The organism is Dyadobacter endophyticus (genome assembly GCF_014641595.1).
Lineage (GTDB): Bacteria > Bacteroidota > Bacteroidia > Cytophagales > Spirosomataceae > Dyadobacter > Dyadobacter endophyticus.
Genome location: NZ_BMIA01000002.1, coordinates 527,764 through 551,728 on the forward strand (window position 1 = coordinate 527,764; position 23,965 = coordinate 551,728).

General features: G+C 50.0%; 21 protein-coding genes. 11 read left to right on the forward strand and 10 right to left on the reverse strand.

Features of this window, described 5'->3' with window-relative positions; genetic code table 11:
* The first annotated feature begins 4 nt into the window (after positions 1–4).
* The gene (locus tag IEY24_RS14335; protein WP_188933166.1) at positions 5–1,225 is read left to right on the forward strand and encodes a sensor histidine kinase; all 1,221 of its coding nucleotides are present in this window, start codon (positions 5–7) and stop codon (positions 1,223–1,225) included.
* Between the two features lie 176 nt (positions 1,226–1,401).
* Positions 1,402–2,040, forward strand: coding sequence for a response regulator transcription factor (locus tag IEY24_RS14340; protein ID WP_188933168.1), 639 nt, complete (start codon positions 1,402–1,404; stop codon positions 2,038–2,040).
* Here IEY24_RS14340 and IEY24_RS14345 read toward each other — a convergent pair.
* Positions 2,022–2,405 carry a winged helix-turn-helix transcriptional regulator gene (locus IEY24_RS14345; protein ID WP_229222318.1) on the reverse strand — a complete coding sequence of 128 codons (384 nt, stop codon included), beginning with the start codon at positions 2,403–2,405 and terminating at the stop codon, positions 2,022–2,024. The genes IEY24_RS14340 and IEY24_RS14345 overlap by 19 nt on opposite strands.
* A 98-nt stretch (positions 2,406–2,503) precedes the next feature.
* Here IEY24_RS14345 and IEY24_RS14350 point away from each other — a divergent pair, with 98 nt between their 5' ends.
* The gene (locus IEY24_RS14350; RefSeq protein WP_262892413.1) at positions 2,504–3,397 is read left to right on the forward strand and encodes an NAD(P)-dependent oxidoreductase; all 894 of its coding nucleotides are present in this window, start codon (positions 2,504–2,506) and stop codon (positions 3,395–3,397) included.
* 65 nt (positions 3,398–3,462) lie between these two features.
* Here the strand turns inward: IEY24_RS14350 and IEY24_RS14355 are convergent, their stop codons facing one another.
* Entirely contained in the window at positions 3,463–3,930 is a 468-nt protein-coding gene (locus IEY24_RS14355; protein WP_188933172.1) for a carboxymuconolactone decarboxylase family protein, read from the reverse strand.
* Between the two features lie 245 nt (positions 3,931–4,175).
* Between IEY24_RS14355 and IEY24_RS14360 the strand changes: the two genes are divergently transcribed.
* Both IEY24_RS14360 and IEY24_RS14365 read left to right on the forward strand, forming a co-directional pair.
* The gene (locus tag IEY24_RS14360) at positions 4,176–7,385 is read left to right on the forward strand and encodes a TonB-dependent receptor (RefSeq protein ID WP_498067796.1); all 3,210 of its coding nucleotides are present in this window, start codon (positions 4,176–4,178) and stop codon (positions 7,383–7,385) included.
* A 318-nt stretch (positions 7,386–7,703) separates the two neighbouring features.
* Positions 7,704–8,144, forward strand: a complete 441-nt coding sequence (locus tag IEY24_RS14365; protein ID WP_188933176.1) for a methyltransferase family protein — start codon at positions 7,704–7,706, stop codon at positions 8,142–8,144.
* A gap of 127 nt (positions 8,145–8,271) precedes the next feature.
* On the opposite strand, the gene IEY24_RS14370 is transcribed toward IEY24_RS14365, so the two are convergent.
* Together IEY24_RS14370 and IEY24_RS14375 are read right to left on the reverse strand one after the other, a co-directional pair.
* Complete coding sequence (locus IEY24_RS14370; protein ID WP_188933178.1) at positions 8,272–8,448, reverse strand: hypothetical protein; 177 nt, start codon at positions 8,446–8,448, stop codon at positions 8,272–8,274.
* Positions 8,449–8,465: 17 nt separating this feature from the next.
* Complete coding sequence (locus IEY24_RS14375; RefSeq protein WP_188933180.1) at positions 8,466–8,906, reverse strand: DUF6934 family protein; 441 nt, start codon at positions 8,904–8,906, stop codon at positions 8,466–8,468.
* 330 nt (positions 8,907–9,236) lie between these two features.
* On the opposite strand from IEY24_RS14375, the gene IEY24_RS14380 reads away from it, so the two are divergent.
* A complete protein-coding gene (locus tag IEY24_RS14380) occupies positions 9,237–9,698 on the forward strand; it encodes a (2Fe-2S)-binding protein (RefSeq protein ID WP_188933182.1) in 462 nt (153 codons plus the stop codon).
* Positions 9,699–9,706: 8 nt separating this feature from the next.
* Positions 9,707–11,878, forward strand: coding sequence for a xanthine dehydrogenase family protein molybdopterin-binding subunit (locus tag IEY24_RS14385; protein ID WP_188933184.1), 2,172 nt, complete (start codon positions 9,707–9,709; stop codon positions 11,876–11,878).
* A 37-nt stretch (positions 11,879–11,915) separates the two neighbouring features.
* Here the strand turns inward: IEY24_RS14385 and IEY24_RS14390 are convergent, their stop codons facing one another.
* A complete protein-coding gene (locus tag IEY24_RS14390; protein ID WP_188933185.1) occupies positions 11,916–14,678 on the reverse strand; it encodes a DUF6797 domain-containing protein in 2,763 nt (920 codons plus the stop codon).
* 159 nt (positions 14,679–14,837) lie between these two features.
* Here IEY24_RS14390 and IEY24_RS14395 point away from each other — a divergent pair, with 159 nt between their 5' ends.
* Positions 14,838–16,130, forward strand: a complete 1,293-nt coding sequence (locus IEY24_RS14395) for an NCS2 family permease (protein ID WP_188933187.1) — start codon at positions 14,838–14,840, stop codon at positions 16,128–16,130.
* A gap of 7 nt (positions 16,131–16,137) precedes the next feature.
* A complete protein-coding gene (locus tag IEY24_RS14400) occupies positions 16,138–16,944 on the forward strand; it encodes a 5'-methylthioadenosine/adenosylhomocysteine nucleosidase (protein ID WP_188933189.1) in 807 nt (268 codons plus the stop codon).
* Here IEY24_RS14400 and IEY24_RS14405 read toward each other — a convergent pair.
* Complete coding sequence (locus IEY24_RS14405; protein WP_188933191.1) at positions 16,919–18,223, reverse strand: chloride channel protein; 1,305 nt, start codon at positions 18,221–18,223, stop codon at positions 16,919–16,921. The genes IEY24_RS14400 and IEY24_RS14405 overlap by 26 nt on opposite strands.
* A gap of 313 nt (positions 18,224–18,536) precedes the next feature.
* Between IEY24_RS14405 and IEY24_RS14410 the strand changes: the two genes are divergently transcribed.
* Positions 18,537–19,646, forward strand: a complete 1,110-nt coding sequence (locus IEY24_RS14410) for a hypothetical protein (protein ID WP_188933193.1) — start codon at positions 18,537–18,539, stop codon at positions 19,644–19,646.
* The gene (locus IEY24_RS14415) at positions 19,630–20,751 is read left to right on the forward strand and encodes an Ig-like domain-containing domain (RefSeq protein ID WP_188933195.1); all 1,122 of its coding nucleotides are present in this window, start codon (positions 19,630–19,632) and stop codon (positions 20,749–20,751) included. Before IEY24_RS14410 ends, IEY24_RS14415 begins: the two co-directional genes overlap by 17 nt.
* Here the strand turns inward: IEY24_RS14415 and IEY24_RS14420 are convergent, their stop codons facing one another.
* The 4 genes from IEY24_RS14420 to IEY24_RS14435 all read right to left on the reverse strand — a co-directional run bounded on the left by IEY24_RS14420 (position 20,752) and on the right by IEY24_RS14435 (position 23,819).
* Positions 20,752–21,471, reverse strand: a complete 720-nt coding sequence (locus tag IEY24_RS14420) for a LytR/AlgR family response regulator transcription factor (RefSeq protein WP_188933198.1) — start codon at positions 21,469–21,471, stop codon at positions 20,752–20,754.
* Positions 21,472–22,632, reverse strand: coding sequence for a sensor histidine kinase (locus IEY24_RS14425; RefSeq protein WP_188933199.1), 1,161 nt, complete (start codon positions 22,630–22,632; stop codon positions 21,472–21,474).
* 169 nt (positions 22,633–22,801) lie between these two features.
* Positions 22,802–23,080, reverse strand: coding sequence for a hypothetical protein (locus tag IEY24_RS14430; RefSeq protein WP_229222328.1), 279 nt, complete (start codon positions 23,078–23,080; stop codon positions 22,802–22,804).
* A 121-nt stretch (positions 23,081–23,201) separates the two neighbouring features.
* Complete coding sequence (locus IEY24_RS14435; protein ID WP_188933201.1) at positions 23,202–23,819, reverse strand: START domain-containing protein; 618 nt, start codon at positions 23,817–23,819, stop codon at positions 23,202–23,204.
* Positions 23,820–23,965: the final 146 nt, after the last annotated feature.

Genomic DNA, 23,965 nt, shown 5'->3' on the forward strand with positions numbered 1-23,965 from the left:
GGTTATGCGTTTCAATCCTATTTCTTCTGAAAAAAGGGCAAAAATAACGAGAATAATTTATCATTTACTGGCATGGATAGCGCTCTGGTGCATCGTGCGGTATTATAGTATTCCTGCACTCACCAGGGACAATCTGCAAGTAGTATGGCATGCTTCTGTTGTAGTTTTCCTGCAATCCATTTCAGTATTCTACCTGCTTGGCTATGTAGTGTTCCCACGCTTTTTGTACACCAGAAAAATAATCTCTCTGATTATAAGCATACTTATCATATGTCTGCTGGTGCACCTTACCAATTATTATGAGATCATGTACCTGGCTTCTATAACGAACGGATCTGCAGATAATCCTATTTATGTGAGCAAATTATGGGGCTTTTATCAAACCCGCAGCCATTGGGCTAGCTGTTTCGTAAATTTCGACATTGCATACGCCGACTATACGTGGAGTTTATATTATATCACACCCCTCCTTGCGATCAAGGTTATGCGCGATATTATTAATTCCAGAACAAAAAATATGCAGCTGGAAATGGAACGGCTACAACTTGAAAAAACCAATCTCAATCTCCAAACGCAAAGTTTACAATTACAAAAAAATAATCTCAATCTCGAACTGAGTTTTCTCAAATCACAGATCAACCCGCATTTCCTATTCAATACGCTCAATGCTATTTATACCAAAACGGTAGATGTGGATGAACAAGCTGCCGACCTAGTTCTTAAATTATCCGATCTGATGCGGTATAGTCTTTACGAATCGAGCAAGGAAAGTGTGGTACTATCCAGTGAAGTCGGTTACATCGAAAATTACCTGGACCTCGAGCGTACTCGTTTCTCCGACAAGGTGACGATTAATTATCAGTTAAAAGGCAACCCCGGCGAGTACCTCATCGCCCCGCTCCTGCTGGTATCATTCGTCGAAAATGCGTTCAAACATGGCACCGCCAAAAGCAAGTATGCATCCTACGTAGACCTTTCTATAATACTCGATGGCAACACTTTATATTTCAAAATAAAAAATAATATCCCCCAAAATGTCCGACTACAAAAGCGGGTGCAGAACGACAAGGTGGGAGGCTTCGGTTTGAGCAATACTTCGAAACGACTCCAATTACTTTATCCCGACAGACACAAATTGTCGGTGCAGCAGACCGATTCCGAATTCAGTGTGGACCTCGAACTGGTGCTGGACCCGGCTAATGTGATCCAGTACTTCACATCCTGATCACCGTTCATCCCGCTTCCGTATATACGCGAACGTCAGACACAATAAGTCGGGAAAGGTGGTACGACTTTTGTCAGAATACTTTATTAGAAATCAAATTACTTTTATTTTCAGAATTTCCTTTTGATATTGAAACGGCCGTGTGAAAATGCTTATCTGAATTTGAAAATGTCCGGATGAAAAACATTTTGATCGTAGAAGATTATCAGATTATCAGGCTTGCAACAAAACTACTCGTACTGGATTTATTCAAAACAGCTGCCATTCATGAAACAGGGTCTTTCAATGCAGCTTTGGCCGAGCTTGAAAGGCAACCGCAGGATCTTATTATCCTTGATATTCAGATTCCTGACGGACAGGGATTTGAGATGATAGCAATGATGCGTGCGATTCAGAAAAATGTCCCCATATTGGTCTTCTCGGCTGTCGAAGAGCGTATTTACGGCATCCATTATCTGCGGTCGGGCGCAAATGGTTTTGTGTCAAAAAATTCGTGTACCGAAGAAGTACAAACTGCCATTATATCTGTGGCGGATACCGGCAGGTACGTAAGTCCGAGAATCAAAGTGGAACTGCTGAACCAGCTCGACAAGCATCATTACCAGGCAGATAATCCGCTCCTGGAACTGTCAGCCAGGGAAATCACGATCATGGATATGCTGATCGAAGGCTTCTGGGTCAAGGAGATAGCCTCGCAACTACATCTTACCGAAAGTTCTGTAAGCACCTATAAGGCACGGATATTTGAAAAACTTCATGTATCCACGCTCATCGAAATGTTCCAGAAGGTAAGGCATTACAAGGACATGGATTGAAGATCTACCTCCCTCAAGAGCTCCTTGTGCATAAGCCCCCATTCATTTATTCGATCGATAACCGGCATAATGCTCCGTCCAATGTCTGTCAGCGTGTATTCGGTGTAGAGCGGAAAACCCGCCGACTGCCGCTTTTCGACGATCCCGCTCACTTCGAGTTCACGCAACTGCATGTCGAGCACGCGCGGGGTGGCCCCCCTGATCTCGCGATGCATTTCGCTGGGCCGGCGAAAACCCCGCTGGATCGCATCTAGCAGGCATGGTTTCCACTTTGCACCGAACACTTTCATGGCAATGGTGATGCCGCATTGGAGGTCTTCGGGTGTTTTCCGCTGGTACATATCGCTGATGAATAGGTTGGTCATGATCGTTTTATTCACTCCCAATTTAGTTAATACCGAATAAATTTTCGGTTACCGAATCTTTTTTCGGTAATTGATGGCGGCCCTGCAAAACCCGAATTTTGTGTCCGTCAAATTATAACGAACAGAAAATGAACACAAAACAAATCACCATCATAGGTTTAGGACAAATGGGTACAAAGCTTGCCGAATTGCTGGTTGCGAAAGGTTATACCGTGTCGGTCTGGAACCGCACCCGCGCGAAGGGCGACAGTATTGCGGGCGTAAAAGTGTTTGAGGACGTCGAAGAAGTAGTCCGCCAGAGCCCGCTGATCGTCATATGCGTGCTGGATTATGCGGCAGTAGACCGTGTTCTCGATCATATCAGTGACAAATCCATTCTGGGCGGCAAAACGCTCATCAACTTCACTACCGCTGATCCGCAGGAGGCCGAAACACTGGAAACGACGCTTGCGCACATAAATGCGGGTTATATCAATGGAGCTATCCAGGTTGGGCCGGACCAGATGGGCCTGCCCGAAACCACCATTATTGTTTCAGGCAATCAGGATCATTTCCAACGCAGCTGGGACGCATTGGCCGTTTTTGGAGGAAATATCAAATACCTGGGTAACCGGGCGGCATTGGCTTCGGCCATGGACCTCGCTACACTGACCTGGCTCTATGGCTCCTACACCGGCCTGATCCATGGAATTGTGCTCGCACAAAAAACAGGCTTACCGCTCGATGCATTCAGTGAAATACTGGGCGAGATCACACCCGGGTTTACGGAGTTTTTCAAACACCAGATCGGTGTGGTGGAAAAGGGCGATTTTAGGGTCAGCCAAAGTCCGCTGTCGATCAGCATCGCCGCCACACAGCGCATTCACCATGCATTCAGGAAAGCGGGTGCGCAGGAGGATTTTGTTAAAGCGATCAGCGACTTGCTGCAGAAAGCGGAATCCCTCGGGCTGGCTGACCAGGAAGTTGCCGCGCTTGTGAAAGTGGTGGGATAGATTGCTATTAAATGTTTGCCCGCTGACTGATCCCTCAGAACAGCAGGCAAACGTTGATGAAGTGCTTAATGTGCAGCAAACTGGCCCGGCTCGTAGCTTCCGGCTTCGGTGCGGAATGCGATGTTGAAGCGGTTGTAGGAGTTGATGGTGGTGATGGCCAGCGTGAGATCGATGATCTCTTCGTCGGTAAACTGGGCATTGATGGCGTCGAATACTTCGTCAGTCACTTCGCGGTCTTTCAGGACGGTCACGGCTTCGGCATATGCCAATGCTGCTTGTTCGCGTTCGGAGTAAAAGGGGGCCTCCCGCCAGGCATTCAGCAAATATAGCCGCTGTTCGGTTTCGCCTTCTGCCCGCAAGTCTTTGGAGTGCATGTCAAGGCAGAATGCGCAGCCGTTGATCTGCGATACGCGAAAGTAAATCAGATTTAATAGCCGTCTCTCGACCTGTGATTTGGCAAGATAACCGCTCAGTCCGTACATGGCTTTGATTGCTTTTTGTCCTTTCTCCAGAAGATTGATTCGTTGTTCCATGGGTAATATCGTTTGAATGAATTTTGATAATCGAATGCGTTGATCGTGCATTCATGGTTATGACGGACGGGCTTTCTGATATTGGACAACAGAGCGAAAAAAAATCTAAACTTTTTTTCGGGGCGCTCATGGACGGTAGAATCGCATGTATCTGCGACTTTACAATTATATAATATTCTAATAACACCCTGGACAAGTAGATCCTCTTCTTTTGCGGCAAATTTTGTTTAACCAACAACATGCTCATGCATAAGAGATTTTTACTTCCTATCATCCTGACATTGCTTTGCTGCTTTGGCAACATCGTATTGTTGAGGGCTCAAACCACGCAGGCGTCGATTTCTGGTACTATTGCCGACGATCAGAATGCAGCACTGGCGGGCGCTACCGTTCAGGTGAAAAACGAATCAACAGGCTTCACAACGGGAACCGTTACCAACGCAAAAGGCGAATATGCCTTCAAGGAACTTCCATTGGGTGGTCCTTACACCGTCACGGCTACTTACATTGGTTTTGGCGAACAAAAACTGACTGGTTACCTACTCCACCAGGGTGACGCGGTGAAGGTTAAAATGAGTATGAAAGAGGCCGGCCAGACGCTGGAGGTTGTAAGCGTAGTAGCTTCGGGTATCAAGAACAAGATCGAAAACCTGGGTGCTTCCACAGCCATTTCGGCCAGAGATATTACCCGTCTGCCCGTAAACGGACGTAATTTTACCTCCCTGATGGATCTTTCGCCATTGAGCCGCGGTGGTAATATTTCGGGTCAACTGGGTTCTTCAACGGGTTATACCATCGATGGTATGAGCTCCAAAAACCCTACTTCTGCTGGTGCCACTACCAGTCGAAGCGGTGCACCCTACTCTATTTCGATTGAAGCCGTACGCGAGTTTCAGGTAATCACCAACCAGTATGACGTTACCTATGGCCGTAGCGGCGGCGGTACCATCAGCGCGGTGACCAAATCCGGCACCAACCAACTGAGCGGTAGCGCATTCAACTACACGCGCGCCGACTGGCTGTCGAGCCCTTATGATATTCGTGGAAACAGGATCAATAACAAGTTTTCTACGAACCAGTTTGGATTCTCCCTCGGCGGACCGATATTGAAAGATAAGCTGCATTTCTTCATGGCATGGGACCATCAGCAGGACAGCCGTCCACTGATTATCGCCGACATTCTCAGCCCGGTTGACGAAAACCGCTTCAACGTTACCCGCGCTACGCTCGACCAGTTCGTGAGCATCGCCCGCAGCAAATATGGCATGTCCGATACTCCGCAATTTGGATCATTTGACAAGAAACGCGGTTCCGACGCAGCATTTTTGCGGCTCGACTGGCAGCTGAACAACAGAAACCTTTTGACGATCCGCAACAACTACACCAATGACCGTAACAAGCTCGGTCTGGCAGATAACACGACGATCAACGCTTACGAATCTTACGGAAACGACTTCAACCAGGATAACAGCTTGCTGGCGTCGCTTCGCTCTACGCTTAATTCTAAAGTGACCAACGAGCTGAAAGTGCAGCACTTGTTTGTCAAACAAAAAAGTGCTCCCGGCGACCAGCTTCCCGCAGCCAACATTCCGAGAGCCATCGTGGAGAATGTCAACTCGGTATTGAGCGACGGCAATTCGCGTTCAACAAACATCCAGATGGGCGGCCACCGTTTCGCACAGGAGCGTTTTACCAACAATGTGGTGCAATTGGTGGATAACCTGTATTATAACACCGACAAGGTGGAGTATACCTTCGGCGTAGATATGATGATGACCCGCTCGCACTCTACTTATGGTTCGGAGGTGAACGGTCGTTTTCACTACAACGTGGACGCTGCCGCGGGCAAAACTTCCCTCGACCAGTTCAATGACCTCAAACCTTACCGTTATTACCGCGAAGTACCTTTGATGGACGACTGGTCGGTAAAAGGTACGATCTGGAACGCAGGTGTTTACGGTCAGTTAAAAACAAGCCTTGCAACGGGCCTGGATGTGGTGGCTGGTTTACGTCTCGACTATGCGCATTACCCGAGCTCGCCTTTAAACCAGACTTTGTATGACGCACTGAAAATCCGCACCGACAATAAGATCAAGTCATTCGTGGTGCAGCCGCGTGTACAATTCACCTGGGATGTGAACGACAAGCATACCGACATTTTCCGCATTGGCGGTGGTGTATTCGCTTCGGACATCAACAACTATGTGGTGATCAACAACCTGACATTCGATGGAAAGCACCTCGCGACCGTCGATGTCCGCAGCCCGAACATCCCTACTCCGGATTTTGCAGCTTACCGCGCCAATTACAACAGCATTCCGACTTTGGCACAATTCCAGCTGCCGACGATCAATACCAATGCGAAAGATGCGCGCGTCCCCATCATTTACAAGGCCAACATTTCCTACGCTAAGTACCTGACCGACAAACTAAAAGTGGGTATTGCTGGTTACATGAGCCTGGGCCGCAACAACTATATGTACGTGGACAGAAACATGGTTGACGAGCCTTTCTTCCGCCTGGCAAATGAAGGAAACCGCGGCGTATTCGTACCTGGTGGGGAAAGTATGCCAACCAATGGTGCCGGCGACTGGTTGAAAGGACGTAAATCCACGCAATTCGGCCGTGTACTGGAACTGAACAGCGACGGAAAAGTCAATGCATTCTCTTTTGTGGCTGATGTGAAATACCAGTATTTCCGCGACGGAGAGATCACTTTGAGCTATACTTACAATGATGTGAAGGACAACACCTCTTTCAACGGTAACGTTGCGAACAGCGCGACGCTTTCATTGCCGGTAAGGGACGATCCGCGCAACCTGAGCCTGATGTCGTATTCCGACAACCAGTTCCGCCACAAAATCGTATTCTACGGCTCCCTGCCCAGCTTCTGGGGTGTAAATGTAGGCGTTCGCTATTCAGGCATCGGTGGCACCCGCTACACTTTGCTTTCGGGTGGCAATACCAATGGCGACTTCGTAGGGACGAACGACCTTGCATACGTTTTCGACAGAAACGACCCGAGCGTCCCTGAAAACGTGAGAAAGGGCCTTCAAGCCATTCTCGACAACCCGGACGCAAGCCAAAGCATTAAGGATTATATCACCAAGAACTCCGGTAAAATCGCTGAAAGAAACGGTGGTATCAACGGCTTCTATGGTGTGTTCGACATCCGTGCTTCGAAGCGTATCAAGATCGCCGGAACACATGCCATTGAAGTTTCTGCCGATGTATTCAACTTTGCCAACTTCCTCAACAAGGATTGGGGCCGCAACAAGTCGCTGGGTACTCAGGCGCTCTATGCATTGGGTATCCCTGCTGCAAATGGTCAGCCTGCGCAGCCAAACTTCGACAGAACAAAAAACCAGTTTGTTTACCGTGTGAACACTGCCGGTGTCGTAACGCCGTCGGGTAACCCATACCAGGTGCAGATTGGCTTGCGGTATAGCTTCTAAGTTATCGCATATTTAATGGTTAATACAAAATCCCGGTCGCGTCAGCAGCCGGGATTTTTTGAGCGTTCCTTCCATTGATTATGAGCAGGTTGCCTTTGTTTCATTGCTGATTAATTCAAATTTCCTGCAACTTATTGACAACTTTCTGCGAAATGGTCGTTAAGCAGGGAACAGACTACACCAATTTTGGGATGGTTTAACCCCTGGTTTCGGCAGTTCATCACATTGGTGTTCTGCATATGGAATCCCCAGCACTAATTTAGAGCATGTTTCATCCATTGGAAGCACGTCTTCCGGAACATTAACTTCAATTTAGCCATGAATACTATTGAAATTGAACAAGAGCAGGAAATTACCCCGGTGAACATTATCCGGATCGGAACTGGATTCTGGTCTGCGAAACCCTTGATGACGGCTGTCAGGCTGGGCCTATTTACCGAGCTTGCCTCCGGCCCGCTGTTTGTATCCGAAATCCGGCAAAAACTAGGCCTTCAAAGCCACAGTTCCCTCGACTTCCTCGACACACTCGTCACATGGGGCATTATCGAACGTCACGGCAAAGGTTTCACTGCCATCTACTGCAACTCGCCCGAAGCCGACACATTCCTTAATCGCCGCAAGCCGGACTACCTCGGTGATCTGCTCGAAATGGTGAACGATGAACAATCGTCGTTAGCTAACAATCTGAAAGAAATCGTCAGTGGGTCAGGCTTTCGGAAGCGATTAGATCTGAATAGGCTGTTTACGATGGTTGCCTAGTAAATTGCGAATGAATTATACTACTCTTAGGGAGCGGACTCTACCGCTCCCTAAGTTTTTGTGCGGCCAACCAACTCGCCGCATTCTTCGTTTTTGTCGTTACTTTTTTGTTTCCATTTGATTATTTTTAACGCCCCCTAAGCCTACGCAGTTGTTCCCGCAATTCCGGAGTCGAGGTAGCACCGATACGATTTACTTTCTCTTTTGCAGCCTTCCAGAGTTTCGGATAACGTTGCCTTAATTCTTCATCTGTTATCCAGTTCTCTGGCACATTTCCTTTGCGGTTAACATTTAGTTCCGTCATAATTGGTTTTGGTTAAACTAGTTACCTTTTATCGATACAGCAAAGCTCAAATAGCTTCTTCCTTGCTGAAAAACTTCATAACCATCGGCCGTCAACCCATAGATATCAAGATAGCTACCAATGTCTCTCAGCTCCCGCACAATTGCTATTTGATATAAACGGGTTCGGGCATGTGTGGAACCTTCAATCAACACTTCTGCTTCGGGATGGTCGCTAAGAAAAAACGCTATGGCTTTTGCCACAGTCGCCAGTATAAGTTCTGTATTTCCATTACCACTTGTGGCGGCCACATCGACGCTTCCATCGTTCTGCAGATCGCCAAGTATGACAGTGTACGAATCCGGGATCGCCGTCGGCACAAAAAGCACAATCTTATCCATCACTTTGTTTCCAATGCTGGAAAAGCTAAAAATTTGACCCGAATTGTCAAATAAGTATTGGTAGAATAATCTGTCCATTGAGAATGGTAGTGCTATTTCTTCTCAATTTGTAATGACTGATAGACTTACCCATAATCCGATGTTCATGCGGCAAGAACGAATTATCAAGCGAAGGCCTGATCGCGATAAATTTACTTTTTCTCAAGGCGCATTCACACGACGCCAATTTACAGATTTCCACAATTTGTGTTAATGGACTCATTCATCCCTCATCCAATATCCAACCGGCAGGAACCAATTATCAAAACCCGCATTTCATCCCTCCAAACCAACACCTCGTCAATCTGATTTGCGCTCCCAGGGCACCCGCTTTACATTCGAAGCAACAAACTCTCAACCCAACCGCCTATGCCATCCTACCAGCTTTCTGTGAACGGCAAGCCCTATACTGTCGAAGCCGATGCGCAAATGCCGTTGCTTTGGGTGATACGCGATCTGATCGGACTTACTGGCACCAAATACGGGTGCGGGATTGCGCAGTGCGGTGCCTGCACGGTGCATTTGAGCGGAGCGCCGGTGCGCTCTTGCTCTTTTCCTGTGTCGGCGGTGGGTGAGCAGGCGGTAACGACGATCGAAGGGCTTTCCGAAGATAATTCGCATCCGGTGCAGCGCGCGTGGATCGCCGAACAGGTGCCGCAATGTGGTTACTGCCAGAGCGGGCAGATCATGTCGGCGGTAGCATTGCTTGCAGGAAATGCTAACCCCGATGACGAGGCCATTAACGCCGCAATGAATGGTAATATATGCCGTTGCGGGACGTATCCACGCATTCGCAAGGCGATCAAAACAGCTGCCAGCTATTCTCGTTAATCTTCACTATGAAGCCACAGCACATATCCCGTCGCGATTTTCTTAGTCAGGTTGCCTGGTCGGGGACGGCGCTGACGCTTGCTGCATACCTGCCTGCGAGCGGGCGAACACTCCCGGAAATCATAAATCCGGTAACAAACGGAATCTTGCCGGGCACGGAGCTGATGTCCTGGATTTCGATTGCCCCGACCGGGAGGGTAACGCTAATGTGCAACCGCTCTGAAATGGGCCAGGGCACTTTCCAGGCGTTGCCGCAAATGCTCGCCGAAGAACTGGAAGTCCGGCTCGATGACGTAGAGATTCTTTTTGCACCGGCTAATCCTGAAAAATATGGCCCGCAACCCCAGGAAGGCAGCTTTTCTGTCCGTGGATGGGCGCCGCGGCTGCTACGCACAGGTGCCTGTGCACGCGAGATGCTGATCGAAGCCGCAGCCACGGAGTGGAACATTCCCCGGCACGATTGCTACGCTGAAAATGGAACGGTTATCAACAGGGCTACCCAAACGAAACTGACTTACGGTGCACTAGCGGAAAAGGCTTCCAAACTCAAACCACCCACCGAGGTCATACTCAAAAAGCGGGCCGACTATAAAATCATTGGCAAGCCTGCACCACGGAAGGATATTCCTTTGAAAACCAACGGCTCAGCCATTTTTGGGCTGGACAAAAAACTACCCGGGATGAAATATGCCGTGATCGAGCGCAGCAGGCGATTCCGGGAAACGGTAAAGGGTTTTGACGATTCGGAAACCAGAAAAATACCGGGGGTCTCGCATGTATTTAAGGTAAAAAGACCTGTATTTTCCCAGTACTGCGAAGGTGTCGCCGTCGTCGCTGATTCGCTCTGGGCAGCCATGCAAGGCCGCAAAGTGTTAAAAGTGAATTGGAACGAACCCGATTTTGAATGTCCCGACACTACTTCACTCGAAAAACAAATGCGGGAAAACCTCCAAAAGATCGGCGGGCAACCCAAATTTGAAACTGAATACAACCATTGCGCGCAAAAGCTGGAAGCGGTTTATGAAACGCCCTACCAGTCGCACAGCTGCATGGAACCGCTCAACTGCATTGCCGACGCCCGTGCCGACAGCATTGAAATATGGGGGCCTATCCAGGAAGCCAACTGGATACAGGCCGACCTGAGCCAGCGATTTAACATTCCCATTGACCACGTGGCGGTGCATATGACCTTCCTTGGAGGTGGTTTCGGCCGAAAAGCTTTCCCCGATTACCCCTATGAGGCTGCATTGATTTCCAAAGAGATACAAGCCCCCATACAGGTAGTCTGGACGCGTGAAGACGACATGACAGCCGGCCCTTTCCGCCCGGGTGCCTTTTACGCATTGAAAGGCGGATTGAATGCTGATGGCGGCATACACGCATTTCAAGCCAATACTGCTACCCAATGGATCGGCCAGGAATGGTCGCCTACGCCACCGGGGCCACCCGACGCAGCTGGTTACAATACGGGCGATTTCGAGGGATTACTACATCCCTACCGGCAGGGAATACCGCATTACAGCTTCGGAGGGGTGGGTACGCACTCGCCCATACCTGTGATGTGGTGGCGGTCCGTGTCCGCATCCACGCAAGGGTTCGCGTGCGAGAGCTTTATAGACGAGCTGGCGCATCTGGCAGGCAAAGATCCACTTGTATTCCGGCGCCAGCATTTGCCGAGCCCGCGCTACCAGGCGCTGATCGACCGGATGGCAGAACTGACCCAATGGCAGTCCCGGGGCAAAAATCCGGGCTGGGGCGTTGCATTTACCGAATGCTTCACGGGCATTTGCGGGCATGCCGTGAAAGTGGCGCGTAATGCAGAAGGAAAAATCAGGATTGAGAAAGTAATTGCACTAATGGATTGCGGATGGTATGTAAACCCGGACATTATCCGCGCCCAGGTCGAAGGCAGTATTGTTATGGCCCTGGGCGCAGCCACTACGCACGCAACCACATTTGAAGACGGCAGGGCCGCTCAGCAGAATTTTGACACCTACCCTATGCCGCGCATCGCCGACATTCCGCCCATTGAAGTACATATTATGGAAAATGACGAAAAACCCGGCGGCGTGGGTGAGCCGGGGCTGCCTCCATTCGCCCCGGCCCTCGCCAATGCCATTTTCGACCTCACAGGCCAGCGAGTCCGCCGGCTTCCGTTCAGCCTGGATGGAATTTCGTAGTGGCTGCTCTACAGCGGCTGTGGAGCAGCCAGAGCGGTTATTTACCTGAAAGTGATTTAATAAACAAAATCACCGATTCGATATCGTTATCCGAAAGCACGCCCACAAACGACGGCATTTCTTCATTATAACCTTTTATGATGCGTTTCGAAGGCGTAAGGATCGATTCGCGCAGGTAAGCCTCGTCCGCGATCACCTTGCTGCCATCGTCGAAAGTGCGCTCCGATTTGTACAGGTTCTGGAACGGCGGGCCGTACATGCCTTTTGTGCGGGTACCTTCGGAGTGGCAGCCCGCGCAGGCCATTTTTTGGAATATTTCCCGTCCTTTTTCCGCCGTCGCCGCTGTTTCCGCCACTGCTACGGTTGCCGTTTCCGGACGTTTTGCTGTCAGCAATGCGAGATCGACACCTTCAAAGCCTTTCAAATCCACGTCTGTCGACTGGTTAATGGTAAACCAGAACTGGTCGTTCACTTTTTTGCCGTCTGCGGCTTGCAAATGGTAGGTTACTTCCATTTGCATCACCTCGGTCATTTCGGGTACGAGTAAGAACACACTTTTACGATCTGCCGACGGGTACGACGCAGCCACGTACATGGTTTCCTGCCCCGTTGAACCGTCCAATTTGAAATGGCCCGAGCCGTATTCTTCGGTGCGTTTGTAATTCCATCTTTTTACTTCGAAATTCTTAGGATCGCTGGCTGTCGCTTTATCTAACGGCGAATCGAAACGGAGTACAATACCTTGCTTACCAGCCCTGAAATGGTTGGGCAAATAGCTGGGCTTGCCCGTATAGCGAAGCCTCAGTAATGCGCTGATACCATTAGAACTGGAACCCCAGAGATTAAAACCGGCCACATACAATTGTTCATCAACGGGGTTCATCGCCCCTTTGGAAGTTGGTGCCGGGTAATTGGCATTAATCACTGAAACACCACCCTGAACAACGCTCGTAGTGCTATCGATCAGCACGCGGAATAAGCCGGGCCTGCCGAAAGAAAAGTGGATCAGATTACCATTCAATGGCCCCATTTTGGAACTGGTGGCCCAAACCTGGCTGATCGCCGAACGGTCGACGCTGTGGGGAATCCAGGTCAATGGCGGGGTCACGGCCGGATTATCTTTCCTGTGCAATGTGGGTTCTACACCGAAATAATCACCTTGTTTAATAACAAAAATAGGTGTAGAAGGCACGTAGTTGCCTTGCTGGTCGGAAGCGGTGAGAATGCCTTTGGTTGGGTGAATCCCTAAATAAGGGCCGCGTAAACCGGTCGCTACCACTTCCGCGCCGCGGCCGTCCGGCGAGATTTTCAGAATAGCCCCGTTCTGGTCTGAACCCGCACGGAAACCTTTACCGGTAACCTTCGTCATACCCGGCCCATTGCTCAAACTGCCGCCTTTTGCAATGTAAAAACTACCATCCGGCGCAGTAACAAGGTCGCCCGCCCACTCGCGCGACTCCGGCGACTGCCCCATCACATTCGAAAAGTTCTCATAATAATCGGCCGTGCCGTCGTTGTTCAGATCGTGAAAATGGACAATGCCGTTTCTGTCGAAAACGTAAATTTGCTCCTTCACGATCTCGATGCTCATCGGCTCATGGAGACCCGATGCAAAGCGCCGCCATTTCAGGTTTTGGAGGTTTTTATCAATGCCCTCAACCGTCCAGACGTCACCTTCAAAAGTTACAACCGCTGCTCTGCCATCCTTAAAAAAAGCCACATCAGCCACACGCACATTTCTTTTCCACGGATTGCTCAAAGGCAAAGTAAGTTGATCGGTCACAAATGCAGCTGTGTCGGGGGCCAACTTTCCTTGCGTCACCACCGTTTCCTTCCATAATGCAGGGCCGCCTTTTTTGAAATCAGGCAGCGGGATATGCTTGGTTTTTACAAACTTCTCAAATGCCTTTTTGTTCTTCGAAAGACCTTTCCAAATGGCGATCGTCGCTTCTCCTGATGCCGATACGGTTACGGTCAGATATTTCCCTTCTTCCACCCCTGCCTGCCAGTTCGGTTTGCCTTTGCCCAAAACGGCCACTGCGGTAACGGTGTCCTTGCCCACGCCCTGGTACACATACGCAATGCGGCCTTTTACTTCGCTGCCAGTTGCATTATCGATTTCAGCGGCAGTCAGAAACAATTCCGTAGAAACATCCCCGGCCTGGATCGCACGGGTAAACGCGACGCCTCCATCGAAATGCGCACTTCCGGGTAGCTCGTAAATACGCGCCTTCCCTACCGAATAGTCGAGTATCGAGCGATTTCCGTAGACATACACGCCATTATACCGCCCACGTTCTGCCGGAAGCGGCTTCCAGGTCGGCGGCAACGATTGATCGGTGCGGTAGGCAGGCTTTCCTGTCGACCATCCCGCGTAGGCGCCTGTTGCGAGCACTGGCGAGCCCGGAACGGTGGCTATGTTGTTGTTCTTGTTAAAAAAATCCTTGTACGAAACCTGCGCCATGAGGACCATCGGCAGGAACTTGCCCGTCCACGCTACCGACCACCGCAGCAGATCGGTATCGAAACACGCATAAGCACTGTCGCCCAGCTGCAAAGCAAGGGTACGCGCGGCCTGGTTATCTTTCGGAAAACCGCCGCCCAGTTTGCGGGCGTCCACGGATGTCGAAATATAAGGGAAGCCAGGTTCTACAAACGAAGCCAGTTGCAGCGAATCAGGGCGGTCGGAAGCGGTGTTGCGGGTATAGGTGTAGCCGGTCATCAGCACGGATGCCAGGGTAATGCCTCCAAGCAGGGCAATGCCCCACCGTTTGCCCCGGTACTTAGGAATGTTAAGCATGTATGGTTCAGGTGATAAAAGAACAATTTTTAAATCTATGCAAAATAGGAACTTACTGGAATACTAATGACCAATTTTCGGCCCCTTATCCCTTACAGCTTGTGAAAAAGCCTTCCCATTGAATATTAAATCAATATATTTGAAATAAACCTGAACGATATGACCTTATTTTCCGGGCTTCGCAAAGAGCAGATCTCCACCGAAATCCTGGCCGGGATTTCCTCATTCCTGGCAACGGCGTATATCATCGTCGTCAACCCGTCGATCCTCAGCCAAACCGGCATGCCGTTCCCTGCCGTGCTTACAGCAACGATCCTCGTGTCGTTTTTTAGCAGTCTGATGATGGGCCTTTACGCCAACAACCCTATCCTGGTCGCGCCGGGAATGGGCCTCAACGCGTTTTTCACCTACACGGCCGTGCTCACCGACGGGCTGTCGTGGCAAGTGGCGCTCGGGACGGTATTCTGGTCGGGGATCTTCTTCCTTATTTTATCTGCATTCAACATCAGGGCCTACATTGTCAAGGCCATTCCAAAACCGTTACGCTTCGGCATCGCGGCGGGAATAGGGCTGTTTATCACGCTTATAGGTTTTGCCAATGCCAAATTCATCGTGCCCAATCCGGCGACGATGATCAGCCTGGGCAACCTCAATGCGCCCACGCTCACATTCATCGCCGGTTTGCTTGTGACGGTGATCCTGCTGATCCGCAATGTAAAGGGCAGCATCCTGATCGGCATTGTCATCACAAGCCTGCTCGCCTGGCCGATCGGTCGCTGGTGGGGTGGCACAGAAACCGTTATCACCATCGATCATCTCGTTTCGAAACCCGATTTCAGCCTGCTTTTTCAGCTCGACCTCGTCCATTCGCTTCGATGGAGCCTGGCACCTATCATTCTTGCGTTCGTATTTACCGATATGTTCGACAGCCTTTCCACGTTCGTCGGGCTGGCAGAAGCCTCCAATCTACTCGACGAAAACGGCGAGCCCCGCAATATCCGACGCTCGCTGATGGTGGACGCCATTTCAACGACCATCGCCGGGCTCACGGGCAGCAGTCCCGGTACGGCTTACATTGAATCGGCAGTAGGGATCGAGCAGGGTGGCAAAACGGGTCTCACCGCGGTTACCGGCGCCATTTTGTTCCTGCCATTTCTGTTCCTTTCGCCTTTGCTGAGCGCGGTACCCTCTATCGCCACCGCGCCTGCTTTGGTGCTGGTAGGTGTTTTTATGATGAAACCCGTGATCCGCATCAGCTGGAATGATCTTTCAGAAGCATTTCCGGCTTTCCTCGCCATGGTTCTGATCCCCTTTACCTACTCCATTACCCAGGGCATTATCTGGGGATTCCTGAGCTGGACGGCCCTGAAATTGCTCTCGGGACGGGCCAAGGACATTAGTATTGCCCTCATTATCATTGATATTTTCGCCATACTGGCCCTGATTTTTTAAACTCAACATGAAGAAAAATTCACTGCTCACATTCCTCTTTCTACTCATCGTTCTTTCTGTTAAATCCCAAAGCGTTACCGGTATTCTCGGCGCATTTCCGCCTGAACTGGTATTGCTGGAAAGCGAAATGACACAGAAAAAAGATACGATTATCAGCCAGATCCGGTTCATTAAGGGCGAGCTGCGAGGCCGGCGCGTCGTGCTCGCGGAAACGGGGGTCGGGAAGGTCAATGCCGCCATTACCACCGTCGTGATGATCCAGCATTTTAAACCGCGAGAAATCGTGTTTTCAGGTATTGCGGGCGGTGTGGATCCCACGCTGGCGCCGGGCGATCTGGTGATCGGGACGCAGATCGCCTACCATGATTTCGGGCAGATCGACGACGCCGGAATGCATTATTGGGCTACGAAAAACCCTTTTACCAAGAAGGAAAACCCGCTGAAATTCCTCTGCGATTCCGCATTGATCAGCAAGGCCCTTTCGGTTTCCAAAAACCTGAAACTGGCGAAGGTGGAGCGGGGCAACGGCAGCTTTGTCCCCGCTGTAAAAAAAGGCATTATCGTCACGGGCGACCAGTTTGTCTCCTCCGAAAAAACCACTCAGCGGCTACTGAAAGACCTGCATGCAGCCGCTACGGAAATGGAAGGGGCAGCCATCGCGCAAACCTGCTACCAACAGAATACGCCGTTTCTGATCATCCGGAGCCTCAGCGACAAAGCCGATGGCAAAGCCAAGGCGGATATGGACCAGTTCTACCATGTAGCAGCACATAATGCAGCGACGCTCGTTATGGCCGTGGTTGCGGAACAGTAGCTACCTGCCCGCCAGTCGCTTGTTTGACCTGATAAGTGTAAACCGAGTACGGGAAAATCGCCGCAGCTACCCATTTAGAAACGAGGCTCGCGATCACGATCGGGATAAAGAGAATATAGTTGTCGGCTAACGCGCACACCAGGAAAATAGAGGTAAACGGCGCGTGAATGCTGCCACTGAGCACAGCCGCCATGCCTATCAGCACAAAATTGACAGGTATCAGGCCGAGTCCGAAATAGTGGTTTAATACAACACAGACAATCAATCCGAGAAATGCGCCGATGAACAGGCTCGGCGCAAAAACGCCTCCATCACCACCTGCGCCAAGTGTAACCGACGTCGCGACAGGTTTGAGTAGCAGTACCACGAGCAACGGCAGTATGACGGCCAATGTAGGCGCGTCGGCCTGACGGAATACATGCTTGATCCCTTCATAACCTTCGCCGTAAAGGTTCGGTACGAAGAAAATCATCGTTGAAATCAGCAGCGAGCCACCAATAATACGGGCATAATCGTTTTGCAGCGAACCGAAAAACTTCTTGCAAAACAGCACGCATTTGGTAAGATAAACCGAATTGAGCCCTGCCAGCACACCCAGCAGGATCATGTAAGGCAGTGCCTCCGTGCGCCAGTTGGTGACGCTGAAATGGAAGACTTGTTTGTAAAAAAAGAAGCGGGTAATCAGGTACGACGAAAGCACGGCGGTAACCACCGCTGCGGTGTGCAGTTTGCTTTTTCTTCTTGTAAACACCTCAAAGGCAAATAGAAACCCGGCAACAGGTGCATTGAAAAGGGCCGTTACCCCCGCGGCCAGCCCCGCGCACACGAGATCCGTACGGTACTTGCGCAGATAGCTCACTTTCCGGCTCGACAATGCGCCAATAGCCGCCGTTGAAACCACAGTGGAGACTTCGATGCCCGTGGAGCCGCCGAAAATTACTGTCAGCAGGCCATTGAAATAATGAGAGGGAATTTTGTAAGCAGGCAATGTGTGGGCATTTTTATTGATCGTATCCAGCACTTCCTTGATCCCTTTATTGGCTTTGTTATGAAATAGGAAATAGCGCAGCAAATGAATGGTAGTGAGGCCGATGAGCGGAATAATGAAGATCAGATAACGATTGTGCCGCAAGTTTTCCAGGAAAGCCTCCTCGTAATGCTCTGTAATGACTTTGAGGGTATCGGCTACCAATGCTGAAAAAACGCCGGTTACAGCTGCCGCGAGCACTACCGCGATCACCCTTTGGGATTTTTTTACTTTATATGAATTCAGTTCCATGTCTTATCTTAAATCGGAGAAACCCAGCCCCACATTCAAAGATAACGCCGGTCAAAGGTTTTTTGTCTACGCTAACCATGGTTACATCTTAATTTAATCCAATTTCATCGATAAATAAAAAATGATATCCGATCGTTACCATTCGATAATTTATGCGACTGCCAATAACAGATTAAATACGCCGCCGACGCGCTGAAAATTTACATGCAAACCCATCGCTTCAACCGGTAGGTTTGCCGCATCCGCTACTTTATAATACGCTGGACATATTATGCTGGCCGTTCATTGTCAACTCATTAAACGCACATAAACGATGAAGAAGGTTTATTTTTTGTTGGCCGCACTTGCCGGGCTCGTGTTCCTGGCCAACACTTCGCGCGTGAGGCCTGCCAAATACGGCATGGCAGTCGGTACGCCGGAGATCCGATCGATCAGCGGGCTGGCTTTCGGGCCGGACGGGGTGCTTCTTGTGGGCGATTCCAAAAGTGCGACGGTTTTCGCGATCGACACGAAAGACGCGACCGCCAATGTAAGTACACAACCTGTTGAAATAAAGAACATTGACCAGAAAATAGCTGCATTACTGGGAACAGATGCCGCTAACATCAGTATTCAGGACATTGCCGTAAACCCTGTTTCCAAAAACATTTACTGCGCCGTGCAAAGTGCCGATGGTACACCAGTCCTGCTCAAAATCACCGGCGACAAAATCGAAGCGGTAAGTACTAAAAATATACCGTTTTCGAGCCTCGCGCTTAATAATGCACCTGCGGAAGACGCGAAAGACAAACGTGGTAATTCTGTGAGGGTTGCGGCGATTTCGGATATTGGTTTTGCCGATGGGAAAGTGCTGGTGAGCGGGCTCTCCGGTCAGGAATTCAACTCAACTTTCCGCAGCATTCCTTTCCCTTTTACCAACAAACAGGACCAATCAACGCTGGAAATCTATCATGCCGCGCATGGCAAATATGAAACACTGGCGCCGATCCGCACATTTACAACGGCTGAAATCAAGGGTAAAAAGTACCTGGTAGCGAGCTACACCTGCACGCCGCTGGTCCTTTTCCCGATGGACGAGCTCAAACCCGGTACGCATGTAAAAGGCCGCACCGTCGCCGAAATGGGTAGCGGTAATTCGCCGATCGATATGGTGACGGTAAGCAAAGGCGGAGAGTCGTTCCTGATGATGTCCAACTCTGCCCGGCCCGTTTTCAAGGTAAAATACAAAAGCATCGAAGCCTACCAGGGCGCGCTGACGACCCCTGTTGAGGAAAGTTTCGCGACGGCGGGCGTCGATTTCGTGTCTCTGCCGGTGACGAATGTGATTCAGATGGACAAGCTGGACGATTCGCGCATGATCATCCTGCAACGCCGGTCCAACGGCAGCCTCGACCTCTGGACTTCGAGTGAAAGGTATTTGTAAGATTTCGACAAACCGATTGGTCAGGCTGGCGTACATCCCCGGCCTGACTTTTTTTGTATGCCTTATCGCCTGTCTTCCTGAGAGCGCGAATCAGTCGATCGACATTCAATGGAAAAACGGGCAGGCCTTCGCCATCCGAATTCCTGGCGCCCTTGCAGCGGACATTCCGGAAGATTCCATTTTTTCTCTGGTAACAGTCAATATAGCCGGCCAACAAAATCCCGTAGGCATTCTGGGCTCGTTCGAACAAAAAGAAAGCGGGCTGCTGTTCACGCCGATGATTCCCTTCACGCGCGGCATGCATTATGACGTACGTGTACGCGACACGCGCGTGGGAGGCTTTGAAGTCCCTGAAAATAATGCTGGTAATGCGCCAAGGGTTATTGCCATTTATCCTTCGGCCGACACGCTGCCTGAAAACCTGCTGAAAATCTACCTGCATTTCAACCAACCGATGCGCGAGGGGCTTTCAGCGAAATATATAAAACTCATTAAAAACAAGCGCGATACCATCGACGGCGCATTCCTGGACCTGCAACCGGAATTGTGGAACCCGGAGCGGACGGTTCTGACACTCTGGCTCGACCCTGGTCGCATCAAACGTGATTTACAGCCTAATAAGCGACTCGGCGCGCCCATGCAGCGCGGCACGCATTACGAGATTGCGATATCGCAGGCCTGGACCGACGCGCGCGGGAAACGTCTCGCCAAAGCCTACCAAAAGGCGTTTGTTACCATCGCGAAGGACTCGCTCTCGCCGCAACCTTCGCAATGGACATTGGTACCACCCACAGCCGCCACGAAGCAAGCATTGAAGATCGATTTTAAAGAACCGCTCGATCATGGCCTTTTACAAGAAGTATTTACTGTACAAGACGGCGCGGGCGAGAAGATCTCGGGTCAATGGCAAATTGGCAAGGCTGAAATACAATGTCATTTTATTCCGGATGCAAACTGGAAAGCCGGTTCTTATAAAGTTCTGATCGAACCCAGGTTAGAAGATTTGGCAGGGAATAACCTCGTTCGCCCCTTCGATAGGGATATTACAAAAACGTCGGAGGCTGTCACCGGCGAAATCGCTTTACTGCACTTCAATGTCAAGTGACTAACGGTTCTTATCCATTAGCCTCCGGTTTACCACCTGTTCAATTACCTGCTCACGGTAATTCCGGCTGATGGGAATACGATGCGGCTGAATAAAGATCTCATTTCCGTCGATCCCCTCGATTTTCCCGATCGAGACAATATAGGATTTATGAATGCGGATAAAATGCCGGCTATCAAGGTTTTGTTCGAGGTGTTTGAGGTTGAGCAGCGTAATGTACTTGCCTTTTCGAGTATGGATCGTGACGTAGTTTTGAAGGCCCTCGATATACAGAATATCATCGAAGAAAATCTTCTCGTATTTGCTGCCGCATTTGATAAAAAAATAGTCTTCCTCGGTCTTCGATGTTGCGGATTTGGTCAGCAGTTTGTGATAATCCCTTGCCTTGCCCGCCGATTTGAAAAAACGCTCGAAAGTGATCGGTTTCAGCAGGTAATCCATCACATTGAGCTGAAATCCTTCCAGCGCGTAACTCGGGTAAGCCGTGGTTATGATGGCCATCGGCGGGTTCTGCACGATTTTCAGGAAGTCGATACCGCTCATTTTGGGCATTTGAATGTCCAGGAAAATCAGGTCGACAGGCTCGCGGTCCATAAGACTGATGAGTTCGACCGGGTTTTCGCAAACGCCTGTCAGTTTCAAAAAATCCACTTCCTTCACATAATCAGCCAGCCCTTCCCGCGCCAGCGGTTCATCATCTATTATCGCACAATTGATCATCTAACCGGCATGATTTAAAGACATTGGAGAAATTTCTGTCGATTCCAATTTTTCAAGTTCAGCCTCAAAATGAACGACAAACCGGTCAGCATCGCGCCGGATATCCAGCTCGTATTTTCCCGGATAAATCAGATCCAACCTGCGCCGGACATTTTTTAGGCCGATTCCCCCGTAATTCACCACTTCCGCATTCTGCTCCTCCGAAACCGTGTTGATGAGATTAAATACCAGATTTGCATTGTCCAACCGCAGATCGCCTCGGATCCAGTTGGGCTGGTCGTGGTGCCTTGAAACGTGCTTAAATGCGTTTTCCATGAACGTCATGAGCACAAAAGGCGCAATGCCCGGCTGCTCGTCAAAGTGTTCCTCCACCTTGAAAACCACATCCAGGTTGTCGCTCTGACGCAGCTTTTCCAGTTCGATAAAGTTTTCGAGATAAGCAATTTCCTTAACCAGTGGGATCTGGTGGTCGTTGCATTCATACAACTGATGCCGGAGTAGCTCCGAGAACTTCGCAAGCGACGCCGACGCCATATCGGGGTTTTTATGGATCAGGAAAAAGATCGAATTGATACTGTTGAAAAGGAAATGTGGGTTGAACTGGTATTTCAGAAAATTCAATTCGGTTTCCAGCTTTTCTTTTTCCAGAATTTGTTGTCTTTGCTGCGTTTGAAGCCAGTTTTTGGCTAATTTGATACTCATCGCAAATGTCGTTGCGGCAACAGTCGACGATAACGGTCCTCCGAGCATCATGTGAAAAAACTCGTAGTTTCCAGGTCCGAAGAATTCTTCCAGCGTTTTTCCTGCGGCCCAGGCGCCGATGTAGTAGCCCGGCACGATCATCGCGGCGGTAGCGAGGATGGTTAACAGCAAAAACGTCAGAAACTGGACATACCTGCCTTTTTCCAGGAACCGCGGGATAAGAAAATACAGGTTGAAATACACCGCCAGCGCCTGCCATATCACGTAAAATAGGAACTTGATCACGGAGGTTGTAAACAGTGCTTCCACCACCTTGACCGGATTGCCAAGCGCCACCACCCACCATATATAATGATAGACGATCCAGAATGGAATATGGTAGAGCTTGTACCTAAAAAACCAATGCGCCCGGGGGGGCGAAGCGGCAAAATCAGGGTCGAAATGCGGTTGGGCGGTCATGCGGAAACAAGAGGCTATTCTATTCCCAATTTACGGGAATAAGCGCAGAATAGGAGCCGTCGGGATGAACTGGCCCAAATAATTGATAAACTGTCGGCGCCGCTATACAACAAGACCCGGTGGATTTGGATCGTCCGCCAGGCCTGTACCGAAGTTATTCACTAAAAAGCTATGTCAGCGTTACACCACACGGGCATGCCGTGCTGCGTTTGACGGCGTTATTATATTCCAATTTCAGCTTCTTACCTTTCTCATCCGCCTCTTCAAGGAGCTCGAAAGTGCGGCGCTCGCCAAGCATCAGAAGCGATTGGAAAAGAATGCCGGCATATTTACTTTCTTCGCTACCAGGGCCTTTTTCCTTGGCGAGATCATTGTAGTGCCCGAAAAGATCTTTCCCTTTCCCCATCGTTTTATGTTTTGCGTTGAATTTCAGAACCTTAGTTTCCACGCTAAAAAGCGCTTCGAATCTCCCTTTTGCCAATTTAGGAAAATAATTATAAAAAATCTCAAAAAACACATGCCAATTTGAATAGATAGCGATGGATATCAGACTGGCGATCACCGTCCCACTAACCTCCGCGACGCTTCCGCAGCACCTTCCGCATGTTTTGAAACGTTTCGATAGGTGCCCGGCAAGCGAACATGTTGACGACATGCGCAGGAATGTGACCGCCGGGGTCGACTTGCAGCAGGTATTCCACCCACACCTTCCCGTCCGGCAACGGGCGGATTAGCCAGCGGTTTATTGAAGCGTTGATTCGTACAACACCCTCCCGCAACGGCACGATCCCCGGTACGGCTGGTGCTTCAACAGTCACAACACCGCTCCTTTCGTGTTTTATGACGCGCAAATGCGTCACAAAATCGCGATTATCCAACGGCCACGGCAAACTTACCTCCGTATGATAAAGCAGCTCCGTATCGGAAACTCTTCGAATCAGTCGGCACGATTTGGTATGGCACACCCATTGCTCGGTGGCTTTCACATCCAGCAATAATGCAATCACCTCATCCAGGCCTGCATCCAGCGTACATTCCGCTTTCATGGCTTTGATCTTCGAATCGGGGACCGTTTTGGCATACACTTTTATCCCGTCGCGCATAGCCACGCGCCTCCATTCCGCCTGCGCGACCGCATGCGTAATACACAGGTAAAGAGACAGTAAAGCGAGTATCAGGCACCTCATAGCGGCACAAAATTCTCACTTCAACACCCATTAGCGAAGCCCATTTCTCCCCTGATGCCGGAAAGCATGTTTGAACTGACAGAATGCATGTTTGAACTGATGAAAGTTTGCAGGCACTGGTGGGTCATTCGATTGCAGCGAATCGG